Annotated in this window: 14 protein-coding genes; 10 read left to right on the forward strand and 4 right to left on the reverse strand. The window is 54.9% G+C overall.

Annotated features, from left to right (window positions below; genetic code table 11):
* From Q1A89_RS20970 to Q1A89_RS21010, 9 genes are all read left to right on the forward strand, one after another.
* Positions 1-180: hypothetical protein (locus Q1A89_RS20970; RefSeq protein WP_299733274.1), on the forward strand; the 180-nt coding region annotated here is incomplete at its 5' end.
* Positions 177-653, forward strand: coding sequence for an ester cyclase (locus tag Q1A89_RS20975; protein WP_299733277.1), 477 nt, complete (start codon positions 177-179; stop codon positions 651-653). The genes Q1A89_RS20970 and Q1A89_RS20975, both read left to right, overlap by 4 nt.
* A 116-nt stretch (positions 654-769) precedes the next feature.
* Complete coding sequence (locus Q1A89_RS20980) at positions 770-1,420, forward strand: carboxymuconolactone decarboxylase family protein (RefSeq protein WP_299733280.1); 651 nt, start codon at positions 770-772, stop codon at positions 1,418-1,420.
* A gap of 121 nt (positions 1,421-1,541) precedes the next feature.
* A complete protein-coding gene (locus tag Q1A89_RS20985; RefSeq protein WP_299733283.1) occupies positions 1,542-2,798 on the forward strand; it encodes an acetyl-CoA C-acyltransferase in 1,257 nt (418 codons plus the stop codon).
* 59 nt (positions 2,799-2,857) lie between these two features.
* Positions 2,858-3,052 carry a hypothetical protein gene (locus Q1A89_RS20990; protein ID WP_299733286.1) on the forward strand — a complete coding sequence of 65 codons (195 nt, stop codon included), beginning with the start codon at positions 2,858-2,860 and terminating at the stop codon, positions 3,050-3,052.
* A 467-nt stretch (positions 3,053-3,519) separates the two neighbouring features.
* Entirely contained in the window at positions 3,520-4,059 is a 540-nt protein-coding gene (locus Q1A89_RS20995) for a peptide-methionine (R)-S-oxide reductase (RefSeq protein WP_299733289.1), read from the forward strand.
* A gap of 178 nt (positions 4,060-4,237) precedes the next feature.
* Positions 4,238-5,296 (forward strand): efflux RND transporter periplasmic adaptor subunit, encoded by a 1,059-nt coding sequence (locus Q1A89_RS21000; protein ID WP_299733292.1) that lies wholly within the window; start codon positions 4,238-4,240, stop codon positions 5,294-5,296.
* A 3-nt stretch (positions 5,297-5,299) separates the two neighbouring features.
* The gene (locus Q1A89_RS21005) at positions 5,300-8,452 is read left to right on the forward strand and encodes an efflux RND transporter permease subunit (RefSeq protein ID WP_299733295.1); all 3,153 of its coding nucleotides are present in this window, start codon (positions 5,300-5,302) and stop codon (positions 8,450-8,452) included.
* Between the two features lie 238 nt (positions 8,453-8,690).
* A complete protein-coding gene (locus tag Q1A89_RS21010) occupies positions 8,691-9,098 on the forward strand; it encodes an ACT domain-containing protein (protein ID WP_299211830.1) in 408 nt (135 codons plus the stop codon).
* A gap of 149 nt (positions 9,099-9,247) precedes the next feature.
* Here the strand turns inward: Q1A89_RS21010 and Q1A89_RS21015 are convergent, their stop codons facing one another.
* From Q1A89_RS21015 to Q1A89_RS21030, 4 genes are all read right to left on the reverse strand, one after another.
* On the reverse strand, positions 9,248-11,221 hold the full coding sequence (locus tag Q1A89_RS21015; protein ID WP_299733299.1) for a pyridoxamine 5'-phosphate oxidase family protein: 1,974 nt from the start codon (positions 11,219-11,221) through the stop codon (positions 9,248-9,250).
* Positions 11,222-11,375: 154 nt separating this feature from the next.
* Positions 11,376-12,371 carry an alpha/beta hydrolase gene (locus Q1A89_RS21020; protein WP_299212037.1) on the reverse strand — a complete coding sequence of 332 codons (996 nt, stop codon included), beginning with the start codon at positions 12,369-12,371 and terminating at the stop codon, positions 11,376-11,378.
* A 99-nt stretch (positions 12,372-12,470) separates the two neighbouring features.
* Positions 12,471-13,094 carry a glutathione S-transferase family protein gene (locus Q1A89_RS21025; protein WP_299212040.1) on the reverse strand — a complete coding sequence of 208 codons (624 nt, stop codon included), beginning with the start codon at positions 13,092-13,094 and terminating at the stop codon, positions 12,471-12,473.
* Between the two features lie 24 nt (positions 13,095-13,118).
* A complete protein-coding gene (locus tag Q1A89_RS21030; protein WP_299212042.1) occupies positions 13,119-13,595 on the reverse strand; it encodes a nuclear transport factor 2 family protein in 477 nt (158 codons plus the stop codon).
* A 128-nt stretch (positions 13,596-13,723) separates the two neighbouring features.
* Here Q1A89_RS21030 and Q1A89_RS21035 point away from each other — a divergent pair, with 128 nt between their 5' ends.
* Positions 13,724-14,620, forward strand: a complete 897-nt coding sequence (locus tag Q1A89_RS21035; protein ID WP_299212045.1) for a LysR family transcriptional regulator — start codon at positions 13,724-13,726, stop codon at positions 14,618-14,620.
* The last annotated feature ends 3 nt before the right edge of the window (positions 14,621-14,623 follow it).

Below are 14,623 nucleotides of genomic sequence, written 5' to 3' on the forward strand. Positions count from 1 at the left end.
AAACCACGTTCGGCGTCAAGCTCACAAGCGTCGCCGATCACATCAACAGCTGGTCGTAGCCTCCGACCTCGCCATCATCCGCACGCGCTCAAGCCAGCAGCGCGTGCGAAAACCAACTCCGAACATCAAGCCAACAAAAACAACACCAACCAATCCAAGAATCGAAAGGAAACACTATGAAAGAACTGGTAACACTGATCAGCGCGACATCACTGGCTCTCCTAGCAAACGTTGCCGAAGCGGATACACCTGTCGAAATAATGGCAGAATTCTACGAAACCGCCGACGAGCGCCCGTTTGATCCCACCAAGTTCGCGCCGTTCTTTGCCGATACGTTCAAGGATCATGACCCCCAGCCGACGGGCGGACTGAAGAGCGGCGAAGACGTGGCAACTTTCTTTTCTGGACTTGCTGCCGGATCAACAGATTCCAAGCACGTCATCGACTACATCGTTCCTGTTGGAGACGACAAGGCACTGGTTCGTTGGCAATTTGTCGGGACTCATGATGGAAACATGTTTGGATTTCCTGCAACCGGAAACGCCATCGATATCTCTGGTATGGAGCTTTGGGAATTCAAGGACGGGAAAATCTCGGGCCTGTGGCACGTCGAAGAACTTGCCACCATGTTCCAGCAATTGAAGGCGCAATAAGCACTGTTTGCATGAGCGACCAAAGCTCGCGGTGAAGCCGGCCGGCTCCCCTCAGGAAGCGCACCGTCTCCCGCAAACGACTTACTCGGCAGAAATTATACTCAATTCGCGGAATAATGAGTTTCAAGTTGCCGGTATTAGTTCTTGCCGCAAGATCTCTATCTCTCTCTAGAACCCGCGCATTAAGCGCAATCACGCTAAAAAAGGAAAACACGATGTCAAGAATTCCAACCCCCGCCACTATCGCTGACGCCCCTGAAGGCAGCCAGGGCCTGCTGAAAGGCGTTGAAAAAATGCTCGGATCGGCTCCGAACGGATTCCGTCTAATCTCTAACAGCCCAGCTGCGCTTGAGGGGTATCTCGGCCTGAATGGTGCTTTGGGCAAAGGCTCGCTTTCTGCAGCAACGCGCGAACGGATCGCGTTGGCCATCGCGAACCACAATGGGTGTGACTACTGTAACAGCGCGCACACCTATCTCGGCAAGAACCTCGTCAAAATGGACGACGCAGAGCTTGCCGCAAACCGTGAAGGAAAGTCGACAGACCCGAAAGCCGATGCGGCTGTGCGGTTTGCGCTGAAGGTCGCCCAAAACCGTGGGCAGGTAGATGCCCAGGATATCGCCGCGGTCAAGCTTGCCGGCTATTCAGATGGCGAGCTGGTCGAAATCGTCAGCCACGTCGCGGTCAACGTATTGACCAACTACATGTTCGAGGTCTTCGACGTTGAAGTCGATTTCCCTCACGTGAAAGCTGCCCGCGCGGCTTAGGGTCAAACATCCAGCCTGCGGCATACCAAAGTGGCAGCGCGGCGATGGAATGGACTCATCGCGTTGCCACGACTGGCGTCGAACCAGTGCATGGCTTTGGGAATACCGAAAAGGAAATGACATGAAGCGCTATATCGTCCCGGGCGTTCGGACGCCCTTTGTAAAAGCTGGAGCTGAGTTCGTCTCTCTGAACTCGATTGAGCTCTCGATCCCGGTCATGCAAGCCATGGCCAACCGATCCCTCCCCGACTTCGTCGCCTGGGGTCAGGTAATCCCAAGCGCTAATGTCTCAAACATTGCACGCGAAGCTTGGCTTGAAGCGAAACTAGATCCGACTGTACCCGGGGTTTCCTCCGTTCTAGCCTGCTCAACCTCAATGATGGCCGTTATCCAGGCCAGTGGCATGTTAGGTTTTGGTGGATCGCATCTGGCTCTTGTGGGCGGCGCGGAATCGATGAGCCACGTTCCGATTGCCCTTAAGCCCGAAGTGGCGCAGCAAGTTGCAGGCCTTGCCATGAAGGACCCGCAAGCAGCACTAGTTATGGTCAATGATCTGAATGCCGGGCATTTCAATCTCCCCATCAAAGGCTGGGCCAATCGCTTGTCAGGGCGATCCATGGGGGAGCATACCGAAGATACAGCAAAATTCTTCGACATCGCTCGGGTCGATCAGGACAAAATTGCTTTCGAAAGTCATCAAAACGCAATCGCTGCGCAGAACGCCGGTTTCTTTGATGATCTGATTATCCCGCTTGGTGACATCAGCCAAGACACGATCCCGCGCGCCGACAGCACTTTGGAAAAACTCAACAGCCTATCGCCGGTCTTTGATCGCTCTGAGTCAGGAACGCTGACAGCTGGGAATTCATCTCCGCTGACAGACGGTGCCGCCGCGATTTGGGTTGCAGACGAAACCGGCCTGGAGCGGTTGGGTATCGAGCAACAGAACGCGATTGAGATCGTGGACTGGCGCCTTGGGGCGATGGACTATCAAGAAGAAGGTATTCTCATGGCTCCGGCGCGCGCTATTCCACAACTTCTTAGCGCCCACGGTTTGACCCTTGATGACATTGCGGTCTGGGAAATTCATGAAGCCTTCGCGGCACAGGTGCTTGCAAACATACAAGGCATCACCGACTCGAGTTACCTGCGCGACAAGGCCGGCGTGACATCTGATTTAGGAGCCTTCCCAATTGACAGGTTGAACCAGACTGGCGGGTCTCTCGCAATCGGCCACCCGTTTGGCGCAACCGGTGCACGTGTACTCAGCCAAGCGGCTAAACAGTTGCTCGAACGAACATCAGGTTCTTACGCGGTCGTATCGGTCTGCGCCGATGGCGGCCAAGGCTCCGTCATGCTTTTGCGCAAGCCAGAGTAGAGTTTTCGTTTGTGCGTTTAAACCTATCGGAACGCACATCACATCAAGGAGAAGTCACTATGAATGATACCAAACTAGAGCTGCAGCCAAGCGCAGCACGCATCCAAGAGTTGGAGCGTACTGTTAGAGCACAAAGAGATCAGATCGCGCACCTCAAAGACGAGATCAAAGTCTTGGAAGAAGGACAGTGGGTAAGTGATGCCTGCGGGGATGATCTCTGGGACTCTGTCTTCGAGACACAAGGCCCTATTTGATCCTATCGTTTCGCGGAGGCACCAGCCGCAACTTAGTCGGCTTTCTATTCGATTGCTTGTGCAGTTTTTTCAGAAAAGTTCGGTATTTTGGCCGACTTGTATATGCCAACGTCTTCGCACATTGGATCTAAGGTAGGCCGACCTTGCGGGGTGCCGCCTCCGACCCAAACTGATGTAGTAGGGTTTATTTCTTTCGTCAGGTAGAACGTCTTCTGAAGACACGGCTATCGAAGTAGATCTGCACGACCTCTTCAATAGATGCCCTTCAAGAAAGCTACAATTTTGGCAACTGACGCAACGGGTACCGGAACCCAAAGCTCATTGCACGAACGAGTTAGATCATACTGATAGATATATATATATTTCCTACTAGCATAGATCTGTAATTGTTTGACTCAATCCTGAAATACCAACTCTCCGACCAAGCTTATTCTCAATTTAGAAATAGAGACATAAAGGAGAGTCCCATGACCAAGACGAATCCGATCCGTTTGAATCGCCGCGGCTTTTTGGCAGCAACTGGCAGTGCTGCTGTAGCATTGGCACCTGCTGCATCCGCCCGCGTCCCTGCTCGTGCCAGCACTTCAGACTTCTCATATGATATCAACTACACCGACGCAGAATGGCAGTCTCGGTTGACCGAGGACGAATTCGCAATTCTGCGCGAAGGATTCACCGAGAAGCCACGCACAAGCCCATTGTGGCAAGAAACGCGTACGGGCACATACCATTGCAAGGGCTGTGGTCTGTACACTTATGATGCTCGCTGGAAGGTTCCACTAGATAAAGGGTGGGTTTTCTTTGAACACTCTCAGCAGAACACGGTCCTGACAGATATTGATGGCCCTACGCCAGAATACGGTCAATCGGCCGATGCGACACTTGCTGTGGCAGAGGTCCATTGCAGCCGCTGCGGATCCCATCTTGGCCATTGGCTGATCGTTGAGAAACAAATGGTTCACTGCATCAACGGTACCGCGCTGAATTTCCACCCAGAGATAAGCTGATAATGCATTTTTTTATCTCATCTGAAGACCTTTTCTAGCGACTTCAGACTGAACTTAACGACTGTAACATCGGCCTCGATGTTCGGCGGTCTTGATCGCTCGAACGGGCCGGTCCGCTCTTAGACGCTGGGGTCTGCATACCCTATCTCAACGGGAAAATTCAAAAGGAGTATTTGCTGTGACAAAACCATTGGTCAAGACCGTGCTGATTTCCATGGCCCTTGGATTGGCAGGTGCAGCATCAGCTCAGGAGACACCTGCTGCAGTCTATGTGCGCACCGAGAATGTGTCTGCGACCGATGAAGCCGTCACCCGCCGGTTCTTCGGCCAGATTGCGGCAAAGGAGACGGTAGACATTTCCTTCAAGGTGGGCGGCTACCTGACCTTCATAGACGCGACAGAAGGCACGCGGGTCGAGGCAGGAACGTTGCTGGCAGGGTTGGACCTCAAACCGTTCCAACGGGCGGTAGAACGCGCAGAGCTGTCTTTGGCACAGGCGGAACGTGACGTGGATCGTGCCAGGGCGCTGGTGACCCGCAATGTAGGAACGCAGCTTGATGCAGATAACACAGTGACAGCACGCGACCTCGCAGAAGTAGAGCTGCGCGAGGCGCGTGCTGCTCTGGCGGACGCGCAGATACATGCGCCCTACGATGCTTTGGTGGCTGATCGCATCGGCGCCAATTTCACCACCATCACACCGGGTCAGGCAATCCTGCGGTTGCATAACATGTCAGAGATCCGCGTCGAATTTGATCTTCCCGAACGCTTGCTCACTCAAATCGGGGGACTTGACGACGTAACATTTAAGGGCCAATTGGGCGGCAGTGACACTCCCATTCCACTAGAATTTCGCGAACTCCGCGCCGAAACCGACACGGTTGGCCAAAGCTACCGAATTTCTCTTGCAGCGGCAGAGACCAGAGGCTCATTCTTGCTCCCCGGGCGGACCACTGTTGTCGAGGCCAGCATTTCAGGCAGGAGCGATGGGATCACAGTTCCTGCAACTGCGATTGCAACGCTGCCGGATGGCTCAACTGCGGTTGTCACTATTGAACCGAACAGCGACGGGCTGCGCGCGCGTTTTGTTCCCGTCGAGGTCCAATCCTCCAACGGGGTTGAATTCATCATCAACGGCATCTCATCCGATACGGAAATCGTTTCTGTCGGCGCACATCTCTTGTCCGATGGTCAAGCCGTGAAACGGTTTATCAGCCTGACTGTTGAAGGGTCCTGAGCCATGAAATTTGCCCGCTTCGCCATCGAAAGACCGCTCTATACTTGGTTGCTGATCCTGTTCTGCCTTGTCGGCGGCAGTATTGGGTATTTGAGCGTCGGCAAGCTTGAGGACCCGGTCTTCACACTAAAATCCGCCTTGGTGATAACTCCTTATCCCGGTGCCACGGCGGCCGAGGTAGCGATCGAGGTCTCTGAGGTGCTGGAGGCTGAGATCCAGCAAATGAGCGAAGTGGATTTCATAACCTCAAGTAACACTCCCGGGTTGTCGGTGATCGAGGTCAATATCCAAGACACCTACGACGGCACGGAACTGCCTCAGGTTTGGGATGACATGCGTGACCGGATCGTAGATGCGCAAGGCGCGCTGCCTGCCGGTGCTTTGCCACCGACGGTGAATGACAGTTTCGGGGACGTGTTTGGACTACTCTATGCTATCAGCGCACCTGGCTATGACGATGACACGATTTGGGACATTTCGACCTTCCTGCGGCGCGAACTGTTGACCGTTGAGGGTGTAGCCAATGCCGAGGTGCTTGGCCTGCCCGAAGAGGCAATTTTCGTCGAACCGTCCAGCGAAACCATGTCATCCATCGGTGTCCCGCCGGACGTCGTGATTGGCGCTGTGTCATCCGTGGACCAGGTGGTGCCCACAGGAACCGCTAGCAACAGCCGACAAGATGTGCGCGTCGCAGCGCCGGAACCCGATAACAGCGTCAGCGAGATCAGCGCGCTTACCTTCGGATTTCAGGGCGAAGTGTTAAACCTAACGGATGTAGCAGAGGTCACACGGGGCCGAGTCGACGCCCCAAGCCAGATCATCCGCCATAACGGGGCCGAAGCCTTCACCATCGGGGTTGCCGGTCTGACATCCCAAAACATCGTCACGGTTGGCGCTCGGGTCGAAAATCGGCTGGCACAGATCACCCCGCTTTTACCGGTCGGTGTCACGATAGACCCGATCTATGAGCAGCACCTCGTTGTAGACAAAGCAAACCAGGATTTTCTGATCAACCTTGCGCTGTCTGTTGGCGTGGTGATCGGCGTCTTGGCGCTGTTCATGGGCTGGCGCGCGGCCGTGGTCGTCGGCGGCTCGCTGCTGTTGACCGTAAGCTTTACTTTCTTCTTCATGAATATATTCGACATCAAGGTCGAGCGGATCAGCCTCGGTGCGTTGATCATCGCGATGGGGATGCTGGTCGATAACGCCATCGTGGTAGCTGAGGGGATGCAGGTGCAGATGCGTCGCGGGCGCAAGGCCGTAGACGCGGCTGATGACGTGGCCCGGCGCACGCAGATTCCACTGCTGGGGGCCACAGTGATCGGGGTAATGGCCTTTGCCGGGATCGGGCTCAGCCCCGACAGTTCGGGAGAGTTCCTATTTACACTTTTCGCGGTAATCAGCATCTCTCTGATGCTGTCCTGGCTGCTGGCTGTCACCGTGACGCCGTTGCTGGCCAGCTACCTTTTTCGCACCCATCCGCAAACTGGAGCCGATGAAAACGACCCCTACGACACCCGGTTCTTTCGGGCTTACGGCACCGTGGTGCGTGGCGTGCTGCGGGTACGCTGGCTTGTCATCATCGCATTGGTCGGGGCGACGGCGGCGGGCGTTGCCTCAATGGGATTGGTCAAACAGCAATTCTTTCCGCCTGCCACGACGCCGCTGGTCTATCTGAATTACAAGGCAGCGCAGGGCACCTCTATTGCGGCCACAAGCAAGGATTTGGCCACGGTTGAAACCTGGCTGCTGGATCATCCGGCGGTCGAGGCGGTCACAACCACGGTTGGCCGTAGCATGACCCGGTATCTGCTCACCTACACGCCCGAGGACCCGAACCCGTCTTACGGGCAGTTGATCATCCGGGTGGCTGACCACACGCAAATCCCTGAGCTTCGTCGTGCATTGACCGAGTTCACCGCACGCCAGCTTCCCTGGGCAGAAACGCGTGTACAACAGATTATCTATGGCCCGCCAACGGGTGCGGATGTGGAACTGCGCCTATCTGGCCCGGACCCTGTCGTTTTGCGGCGCTTAGCGGCACAGGCGCAAACCATCTTTGAGACTGAAACCAAACTACTGGTGACCGAACGGACCGACTGGCGCGAGCTGGAGTTGACCACCCAGCCCATCTTTGCCAGCGGGCGCGCGCAGGCCTTGGGTATATCGCGCGCGAATGTGTCCCAGTCGATCTCAATGGCCACGGATGGGGTGCCATTGGGGACTTTCCGGGAAAACGATCGTCAGATCCCGATCATCCTGCGGACCCCGAAATCGGAACAGGCGCAGGACAATTCATTGCTGGATCAGCTGGTCTACGCCCCCAGCACAAGCAGCTACACCCAGATAGGACAGGTCATCGACGGGTTTGAGGTGGTGCCGCGCAACACCCTGATCCAGCGACGTGACCGGTCGCCGACCATCAGCGTGCAAGGCTTTGCAAAACCTGATGTACTGCCGCCTCAGGCCTTTGCCGAAGTGCGCGCTGCAATCGAAGCTTTGCTGCTGCCGGCAGGCTACAAGATGGAATGGGGCGGCGAGTTCGAAAGCGCCAGCACCGCTCAAGCCAGCCTGGGGCGGCAAATGCCTCTGGCCTTTGGCACAATGCTGCTGATTACCATCTTGCTATTCGGCAAGCTGCGCCAGACGGCGGTGATCTGGACGGTCGTACCCATGGCAGTAACCGGTGTGGGCTTTGGGCTGCTCTTTGCGGATCTGCCTTTCAGCTTTACCGCGCTTTTGGGCCTGCTGAGCCTGTCGGGCATGTTGATCAAGAACGCCATCGTTCTGGTCGAAGAGATCGACGCGCAGGTCAGCGAGGAAGGCTTGCCGCAATCGCAGGCCATCGTGACAGCCTCTGTCAGCCGTTTGCGACCTGTCATTTTGGCAGCGGCTACCACGATTCTGGGCATGGTGCCTCTTCTCATGGACCCGTTCTTTGCGTCTATGGCAGTGACCATCATGGGCGGTTTGGGATTTGCTTCAGTGCTGACGTTGATCGGAATTCCCGCTCTCTACCATACTTATATGCGTAAGGAACGAAGATCAGAAAGGCGGAGCGGCGCGCGCATCTCACAAGCCATGCCCCGCAAGGGCAAGGCACCTATGTCCAATGACGCAATCCTCCCGAAAAGGCTTCAAGTTGCAGCGGAGTAGGAAATAAGGGCAAGGTTCATTGCACGTAGCTGAACGAATACTAGTAACAATCTGCGCGAGAGCGGATTGCCAATGGCGAAACGTGCCTTCCATTCTGGGTAACCATCAATTGTACCTCTTGGATGCACTTTGAGTCTAAACCGAGGCGTTTCTGAGGTCATTGACCTTAGTACTAGACACTCGGTTGGCGCTCTCGTCTAATATCAACAAAAAGCAGTTTAGGTTTGGGAGTGTCAGAATGAATGGCGAGACAAATATCGGCACTTTGATTGCGTCGATGTCTGCAACTCTCGTTGAAGGATTGTACGTATTTGCGACCGTTCCACACGATCAACAATCGTTAGACATTGTCCCGCGCATGGCCTTCAGAGAGGCAGAAGGAATGACATATATCCTTTTAAAACCTGAGGCAGACTCACTCGACCTAGAATACGATTTCCCTTGCCGAATGATTACTTTGAACATTCATTCTTCGCTTGAAGCGGTGGGTTTCATGGCCCGCATTGCAACTGAGCTTGCCAAGCATGATATGGGCGTTAACCCTGTTTCTGGCTACTTCCATGACCATTTGTTTGTCCCCGATGGCCGCCAGGGTGACGCAATAAAGGTTCTAGATGAGTTGTCGAAAGTCTCATCCTCTGACTAGACGGCAGGTTTGTCCGGCACAACGGGGCTAGGAGGATCAATTCCTGTTGCTGTTGTTGCGAATTGCAAAAGAGGAGGATCCAGAATTACAACGCAGGTCATTGCATCATCCTACAGATGTAGAAGCCACCAAGATCCTCAACCAACTCATCAGAAGATAAAGGACTCGCGATGTCTGCGCGTATCTTCGACCTTTAGCTCTGTAAGTGCGGCGTTGCTCCAATTCATCAAGGAATCGGGTCCGCACATAAATACTTCGCGATCCTCCACGTCTGCAACGCCTTGTAGGTCGCCGATCTGCAAGCGCCTTTGCTCAAGTGTCAGCCCCCCGTCGGAGAAGTTCTGGCGCAGATCATCTAAAGCGGATTGAGAGTTTGCGGCATGTTCCGTGACGCTCTGGAACACAAGAACGCGAAGGGTCAGACCTGCGGGGCTGGAGTCGCTCTGCGATACAAAATGCCTCACGACATTGATGTCGTCATCGCGTCCGGAAAACATAAGAACGATGTCACTCGATAGGTGGCCCGGGTGCGCATCTGCAACCTGTTTGATCCCATCCCACATTGCCATGAACGGGGTGACGCCAACACCGCCCGCGATCCACAGCATCTTTGAAGGGATACTTGGAAACCCCTCGTCAGGGTCCGGTGAGAAGCACGTGAAGCCGGCACCGGTGCCTTTGAAGTCAATCGGTATCTTTTGCGCGATCAGCTTGTCTGCATTGTCGTGCATGACATTGGACATCAAACCGCCGGGCTTGCGTTTGACGGTAACGCTGACCCGGTTGCTTGCGCGGAACGAACGACCTTCGGCGTCAAAATCGGGTGCGCTCGAGATCGTCCACGTGCGCACATAGTCTTCATTGACCAACTGAGGGTTTGCCTCGTTCATATGGCTGTATCCGGTGTCCAAAATCTTCGAGAAATCGAATACGCCGAACCCGCCGGGCAAAGGCGCATCGACTGCAGACGACAGTTCGAAGTTGAACGTCTTGATACTGTCGGAAAGGTCTTGCGTTGACGCAAGCGTGGCTGTGATCGTGGCCATACCGTCATGGGCGGCGATGGCGTGTCCCATTTGATCCAGTTCCTGCCGCAAATGCTTTACCGGCGGGTTGTAAGGCGAGAACTGCTCCTCGGACGTCAGCCTGAGGTTGAGACCATTTTTGACCAGGACCGCACCGGTTACCTTGATACGCGTCAACAGGTTGGTTCGCGGCATGAGGGCTTCGGCGTCCGTATCAAGCAAATTTTCCGCCTCGCCGGTCACATAAAGAACGTGGCCATTGACGAAGTCGGGGAAGACAAGCCCGACTTGTGGATCGGTCTCGATATTGCCCAAGGTTTGATAGAAGCGATTGCCGGAGTGGTCCGGCAGAACCAGATATGTCGCGACATCGTCGCCATCTTCCTCTTCATAGATACGCGTAAATCCGGGGGCACCGCCGCGATGGTTAACACCCATATCAGTCTGAATGCCCGAGGCACTGTCTTCGGCGCTGTGTTTCGTTGCCAGAAAGACAGTGCTTGCACGATCAACCACGGCTTTGGCGTGAGCAGGCAAGGCAGATGTGCTCACGTCAAAGCTGTCATAAGACAGCTCAGCTGTGCGCTGAGCGTGAACCAATGTGCGCACGGTTATGTATTTCGGGCAATTCCCAAGGTGCTGGTTGGAGTGGAGCCGAAGCTGCACCTTTCCTGTATCTTCGACAGAGGCCGCGCCGATTGACCCCGCTAGCTTGTTGCGCCGACGGTTGCTGAAATCGACCCCGACGCCTGCAAACAGCCGTCCTTCATCCGTAGAGGATGGCTCCTGCCGCAACGCACGCGCAAATGGGTCATAGGGCGACGTCTCTGCAACGACATCCGTTGTGTTGTTACCTAACACCTTGATGCCGATGGACGGGTCATCATCCGACGTCGTGACCAAAAGGCTGATCCACGGGCGCCCCCGATTATCGAGCGTGGCCAATGGCAAGTAAGACAAGCCAGCAAAGAAGTCTGCATGCTGTTGCGGCATGTCGGGGTCAATGAATTGCGGCAGTCCGTCGATGATTTCTCGCGGTGAGTTAAGACGCTCTTGCAGCCGCAACTCACCCTTATGCGATTTATGTATCTGCGCCATTGTAAGTTCCTTTTGCTTGTCTCGTAACAGGCTGCATTCATGCCGTTCTTGGCTGCCAAAAGATGCTGCCGTTTAAGGTTGCCAGGGTGCGAGCAACTTCTTGTATGTTGCACGCGCCTAGCAAGTCTTCGGGATGTTTCGTTTCGCTGATCAGTTACTCGATGCCGCGGGCCCTCAGGAACTCAATGGTTTTTTCGGCAATGAATTCGCCATCTTCCTCGAGAGGAAAGTGACCGGTGTCGAGCATATGAATCTCGATGTCCTCCACATCGCGAGCGTAGGCTTCTGCGCCAGGAGGAAGAAAGAATGCGTCATTTTTTCCCCACGTGACGAGAACTGGGGGTTGGTGTTCTCGCAGATATTCCTGCCAGGCGGGATAAGCTGCGATGTTGCTGGGATAGTTGGCTAACAAATCCAACTGGATAGTGGACAGCCCCGGCCTTTGAACACGCTCGAAATCCATCAACCAGTTGTCCGGAAGAATACCGTCTGGGTTGCGTGTTCCATGCGTGTATTGCCATTTCAGCGCTTCAACGGTGAATAGTTCGGTGACAAATTGCGCATCAAGCTCTGGGGTCCTGTTTTCTGACAGTGCCTTCAATGGTTCGCTTGATGCGGGGCTCACGCCTTCAATGTAAGCATTTCCGTTTTGAACGAGCAAAGCCGTCACGCGCTCAGGTTGCTCAACGGCAATTCGGAACCCAATCGGTGCGCCATAGTCGTGAATGACCAAAGCATATTCATCGATACCCCGCTGTTCGATAAACGACCCCATGTACTGGGCGACGTTATCAAAGGTGTAAGTGAATTCCTCCGGTGATGGCGCGTCGCTGGACCCGAAGCCCGGGTAGTCTGGAGCGATGACGTAGTAATCGTCACTCAGGTCACGGATCAGGTCGCGATATTGATGTGAGGAGCTAGGGAAACCGTGCAGCATGACTATGCTTGGCTTCGATGGATCGCCAGCCTCGCGATAGAAGATCTTGACGCCATCGACAGTTTCATAGCCATAGCTTGTCGGCGCAGCTTCCAGGTGCCCCGGTGCGATGGCGATGGACAGCGCAATCGCCGCCCCGACCAAAACGGTGCTAAGCTTTTGATGCCCAGTTTCTACCAACGGAGCGAGTGTCAGTGTCTCGATGCGTTTCATTTCTATCTCCTTCTAGTGTTTGTGTATTTAGTCTTTCGGGGCATCATTTTGGGCGCAGAGCGTAAGGACCCAGCATGGGGCGTTACCCAGACGGTCGGATCATGCCAATTCTGGGATTGGCGAAGTTGCCATACCGACAAATTTTGGTTCTGCTTCAATGCGACCAAGCCAAGCTCGAATATTTGGGTAAGGCGCAAGATCAACGCCGCCTTCCGGCGCATGTGCAATATAGCTGTAGCCAGCGACGTCAGCGATTGTGATTGTGTCTGTTGCCAGCCATTGGCGATCGGCTAGATGCACTTCCATCATCTTGAACAAGTCATGCGCTTTGCCGACCGCACCTTCGTGGTCCAGCGGCGCACCGAAGACCTTGACCAAACGGGCCGCGCACGGCCCAGAAAAAATGTTGTCCGCCGCGACCGTCAGCCATCGCTGCACATCTGCAGCCGCCTTGGGGTCTTCGGGCATCCAAGTAGAGCCCTTCGCGTAAGTCTGGACGAGATACACAAGGATCGCATTCGAGTCCGCGAGCGTATAGCCGCGGTCATCAATGGCAGGCACCAGACCAAAAGGGCTGATCTTGAGATAGTCGGGCGCTTTATGCGCACCGTTTGCCATATCCAGATCGATGGTTTCGTAAGGCAAGTCCAGCAGGGCCAGCATCAGTTCGACACGGTGGCAGTGACCGGATTTTGGGTTACGGTAGAGTTTGATCGGTGTCATTGGAAATTTCCGTTTTGTGAGGAGTTAAAGGCCAAGGTCGCTCAGACCAGCGTGATCATCGGGCCGCCGACCCAAAGGCCAGTGAAATTTGCGTTCATCTTCCGAGATCGGTTTTTCGTTGATGGAGGCATGGCGATTAGCCATGAAGCCGTTCTCATCGAACTCCCAATTCTCGTTACCATAGGCCCGGAACCAGTTGCCGCTATCATCGTGATATTCATAGGCGTAGCGCACCGCGATGCGATTGTCGGTATAGGCCCACAGCTCCTTGATCAGCCGATAGTCCAGTTCCTTGTTCCATTTGCGGGTCAGGAATTCTGCGATCTCGGCACGACCCTGCGGGAACTCCGCCCGGTTGCGCCACTTGCTGTCGGGCGTATAGGCCAACGCGACCTTTGCCGGATCCCGGCCATTCCAGCCGTCCTCTGCAAGCCGAACTTTTTCAATAGCCGTCGCCTTGCTAAACGGCGGCAAAGGGTGGCGGGGCGGTTCAGTTGACATTTTCGGGTCCTCTTTAGCTCAACATATTTGCGCTTTGGGTATTGATAACTTGGGCCAGCAGCTGAATTAATAATCCAAGTGTGAAAGACATTATTTCATGAAACGAACATTGTGAGGCGGATTCCGCTGTGGATCGACTGCAAAGCTTGGAAGTATTCATCGCTGTTGCTGAGGCAGAGAGCTTCGCTGGTGGTGCGCGCAAAAGCGGTCTAAGCGCGCCCTCGGCCACGCGCGGCGTCAATGCACTTGAAGCGCGCCTGGGTGCACGACTCTTTACCCGGACAACCCGTAAAGTCCGGTTGACGGAAGTTGGCCAGACCTATCTTGAGGATGCACGCCATATCCTCGCTCAGATGCAGGCGGCTGATGATGCGGCCAAAGGGGCAGCTACAAATCCCGTTGGGCAGCTACGGATCACCTGTTCAAACGAGTTTGGACGAATTTACGTGGCACCAATCCTAACTGAGTTTCTCGATACGCACCCTGGTGTCACCGCCGACGTGTTGATGGTCGATCGGATCGTGAACATGGTTGAAGAAGGCTTTGATCTTGCGGTCCGGATTGGAGAGCTGCCGTCTTCCGGTCTGGCCGCCGTCCGCGTTGGACAGGTGCGCCGGATCGTGTTTGGCACACCAGGCTACTTTGAAGCAAACGGCAGACCGAAAACGCCTGCGGACTTGCAAGCACATCAGATCGTGTCTGCGGCGCCTGTCAGCCCAACCACTGAATGGCGCTTTGGCCATGACATGCAGGAGACTGTAAGGATCAAACCACGCTTGACCGTCAGCAGTGTTGCTACGGCTATTTCTGTTGCCAAGCGCAGTTGGGGGCTCTGTCGGGTTCTGTCATATCAGGTTGGACCTGACCTCCAGAACGGCACACTGGAAACGGTCCTTGAAGAGTTTGAACCCGCTCCGTTGCCCATCCATCTTGTGCATGTCGAGGGACGCCGGGCCCCGGCCAAAATCAGAGCATTCATTGATCTCGCGAAGGATCGTCTGAAAGCAACGTCAGTGCTGAACTGAGCG

Source organism: uncultured Tateyamaria sp. (genome assembly GCF_947503045.1).
Lineage (GTDB): Bacteria > Pseudomonadota > Alphaproteobacteria > Rhodobacterales > Rhodobacteraceae > Tateyamaria.

What these genes read in the sequence shown, in the direction of transcription:
- Q1A89_RS20975 (WP_299733277.1), top strand. Translation starts at nt 177, where the DNA reads ATGAAAGAACTGGTAACACTGATCAGCGCGACATCACTGGCTCTCCTA.
- Q1A89_RS20980 (WP_299733280.1), top strand. Translation starts at nt 770, where the DNA reads ATGAGTTTCAAGTTGCCGGTATTAGTTCTTGCCGCAAGATCTCTATCT.
- Q1A89_RS20985 (WP_299733283.1), top strand. Translation starts at nt 1,542, where the DNA reads ATGAAGCGCTATATCGTCCCGGGCGTTCGGACGCCCTTTGTAAAAGCT.
- Q1A89_RS20990 (WP_299733286.1), top strand. Translation starts at nt 2,858, where the DNA reads ATGAATGATACCAAACTAGAGCTGCAGCCAAGCGCAGCACGCATCCAA.
- Q1A89_RS20995 (WP_299733289.1), top strand. Translation starts at nt 3,520, where the DNA reads ATGACCAAGACGAATCCGATCCGTTTGAATCGCCGCGGCTTTTTGGCA.
- Q1A89_RS21005 (WP_299733295.1), top strand. Translation starts at nt 5,300, where the DNA reads ATGAAATTTGCCCGCTTCGCCATCGAAAGACCGCTCTATACTTGGTTG.
- Q1A89_RS21010 (WP_299211830.1), top strand. Translation starts at nt 8,691, where the DNA reads ATGAATGGCGAGACAAATATCGGCACTTTGATTGCGTCGATGTCTGCA.
- Q1A89_RS21015 (WP_299733299.1), bottom strand. Translation starts at nt 11,221, where the DNA reads ATGGCGCAGATACATAAATCGCATAAGGGTGAGTTGCGGCTGCAAGAG.
- Q1A89_RS21020 (WP_299212037.1), bottom strand. Translation starts at nt 12,371, where the DNA reads ATGAAACGCATCGAGACACTGACACTCGCTCCGTTGGTAGAAACTGGG.
- Q1A89_RS21025 (WP_299212040.1), bottom strand. Translation starts at nt 13,094, where the DNA reads ATGACACCGATCAAACTCTACCGTAACCCAAAATCCGGTCACTGCCAC.
- Q1A89_RS21030 (WP_299212042.1), bottom strand. Translation starts at nt 13,595, where the DNA reads ATGTCAACTGAACCGCCCCGCCACCCTTTGCCGCCGTTTAGCAAGGCG.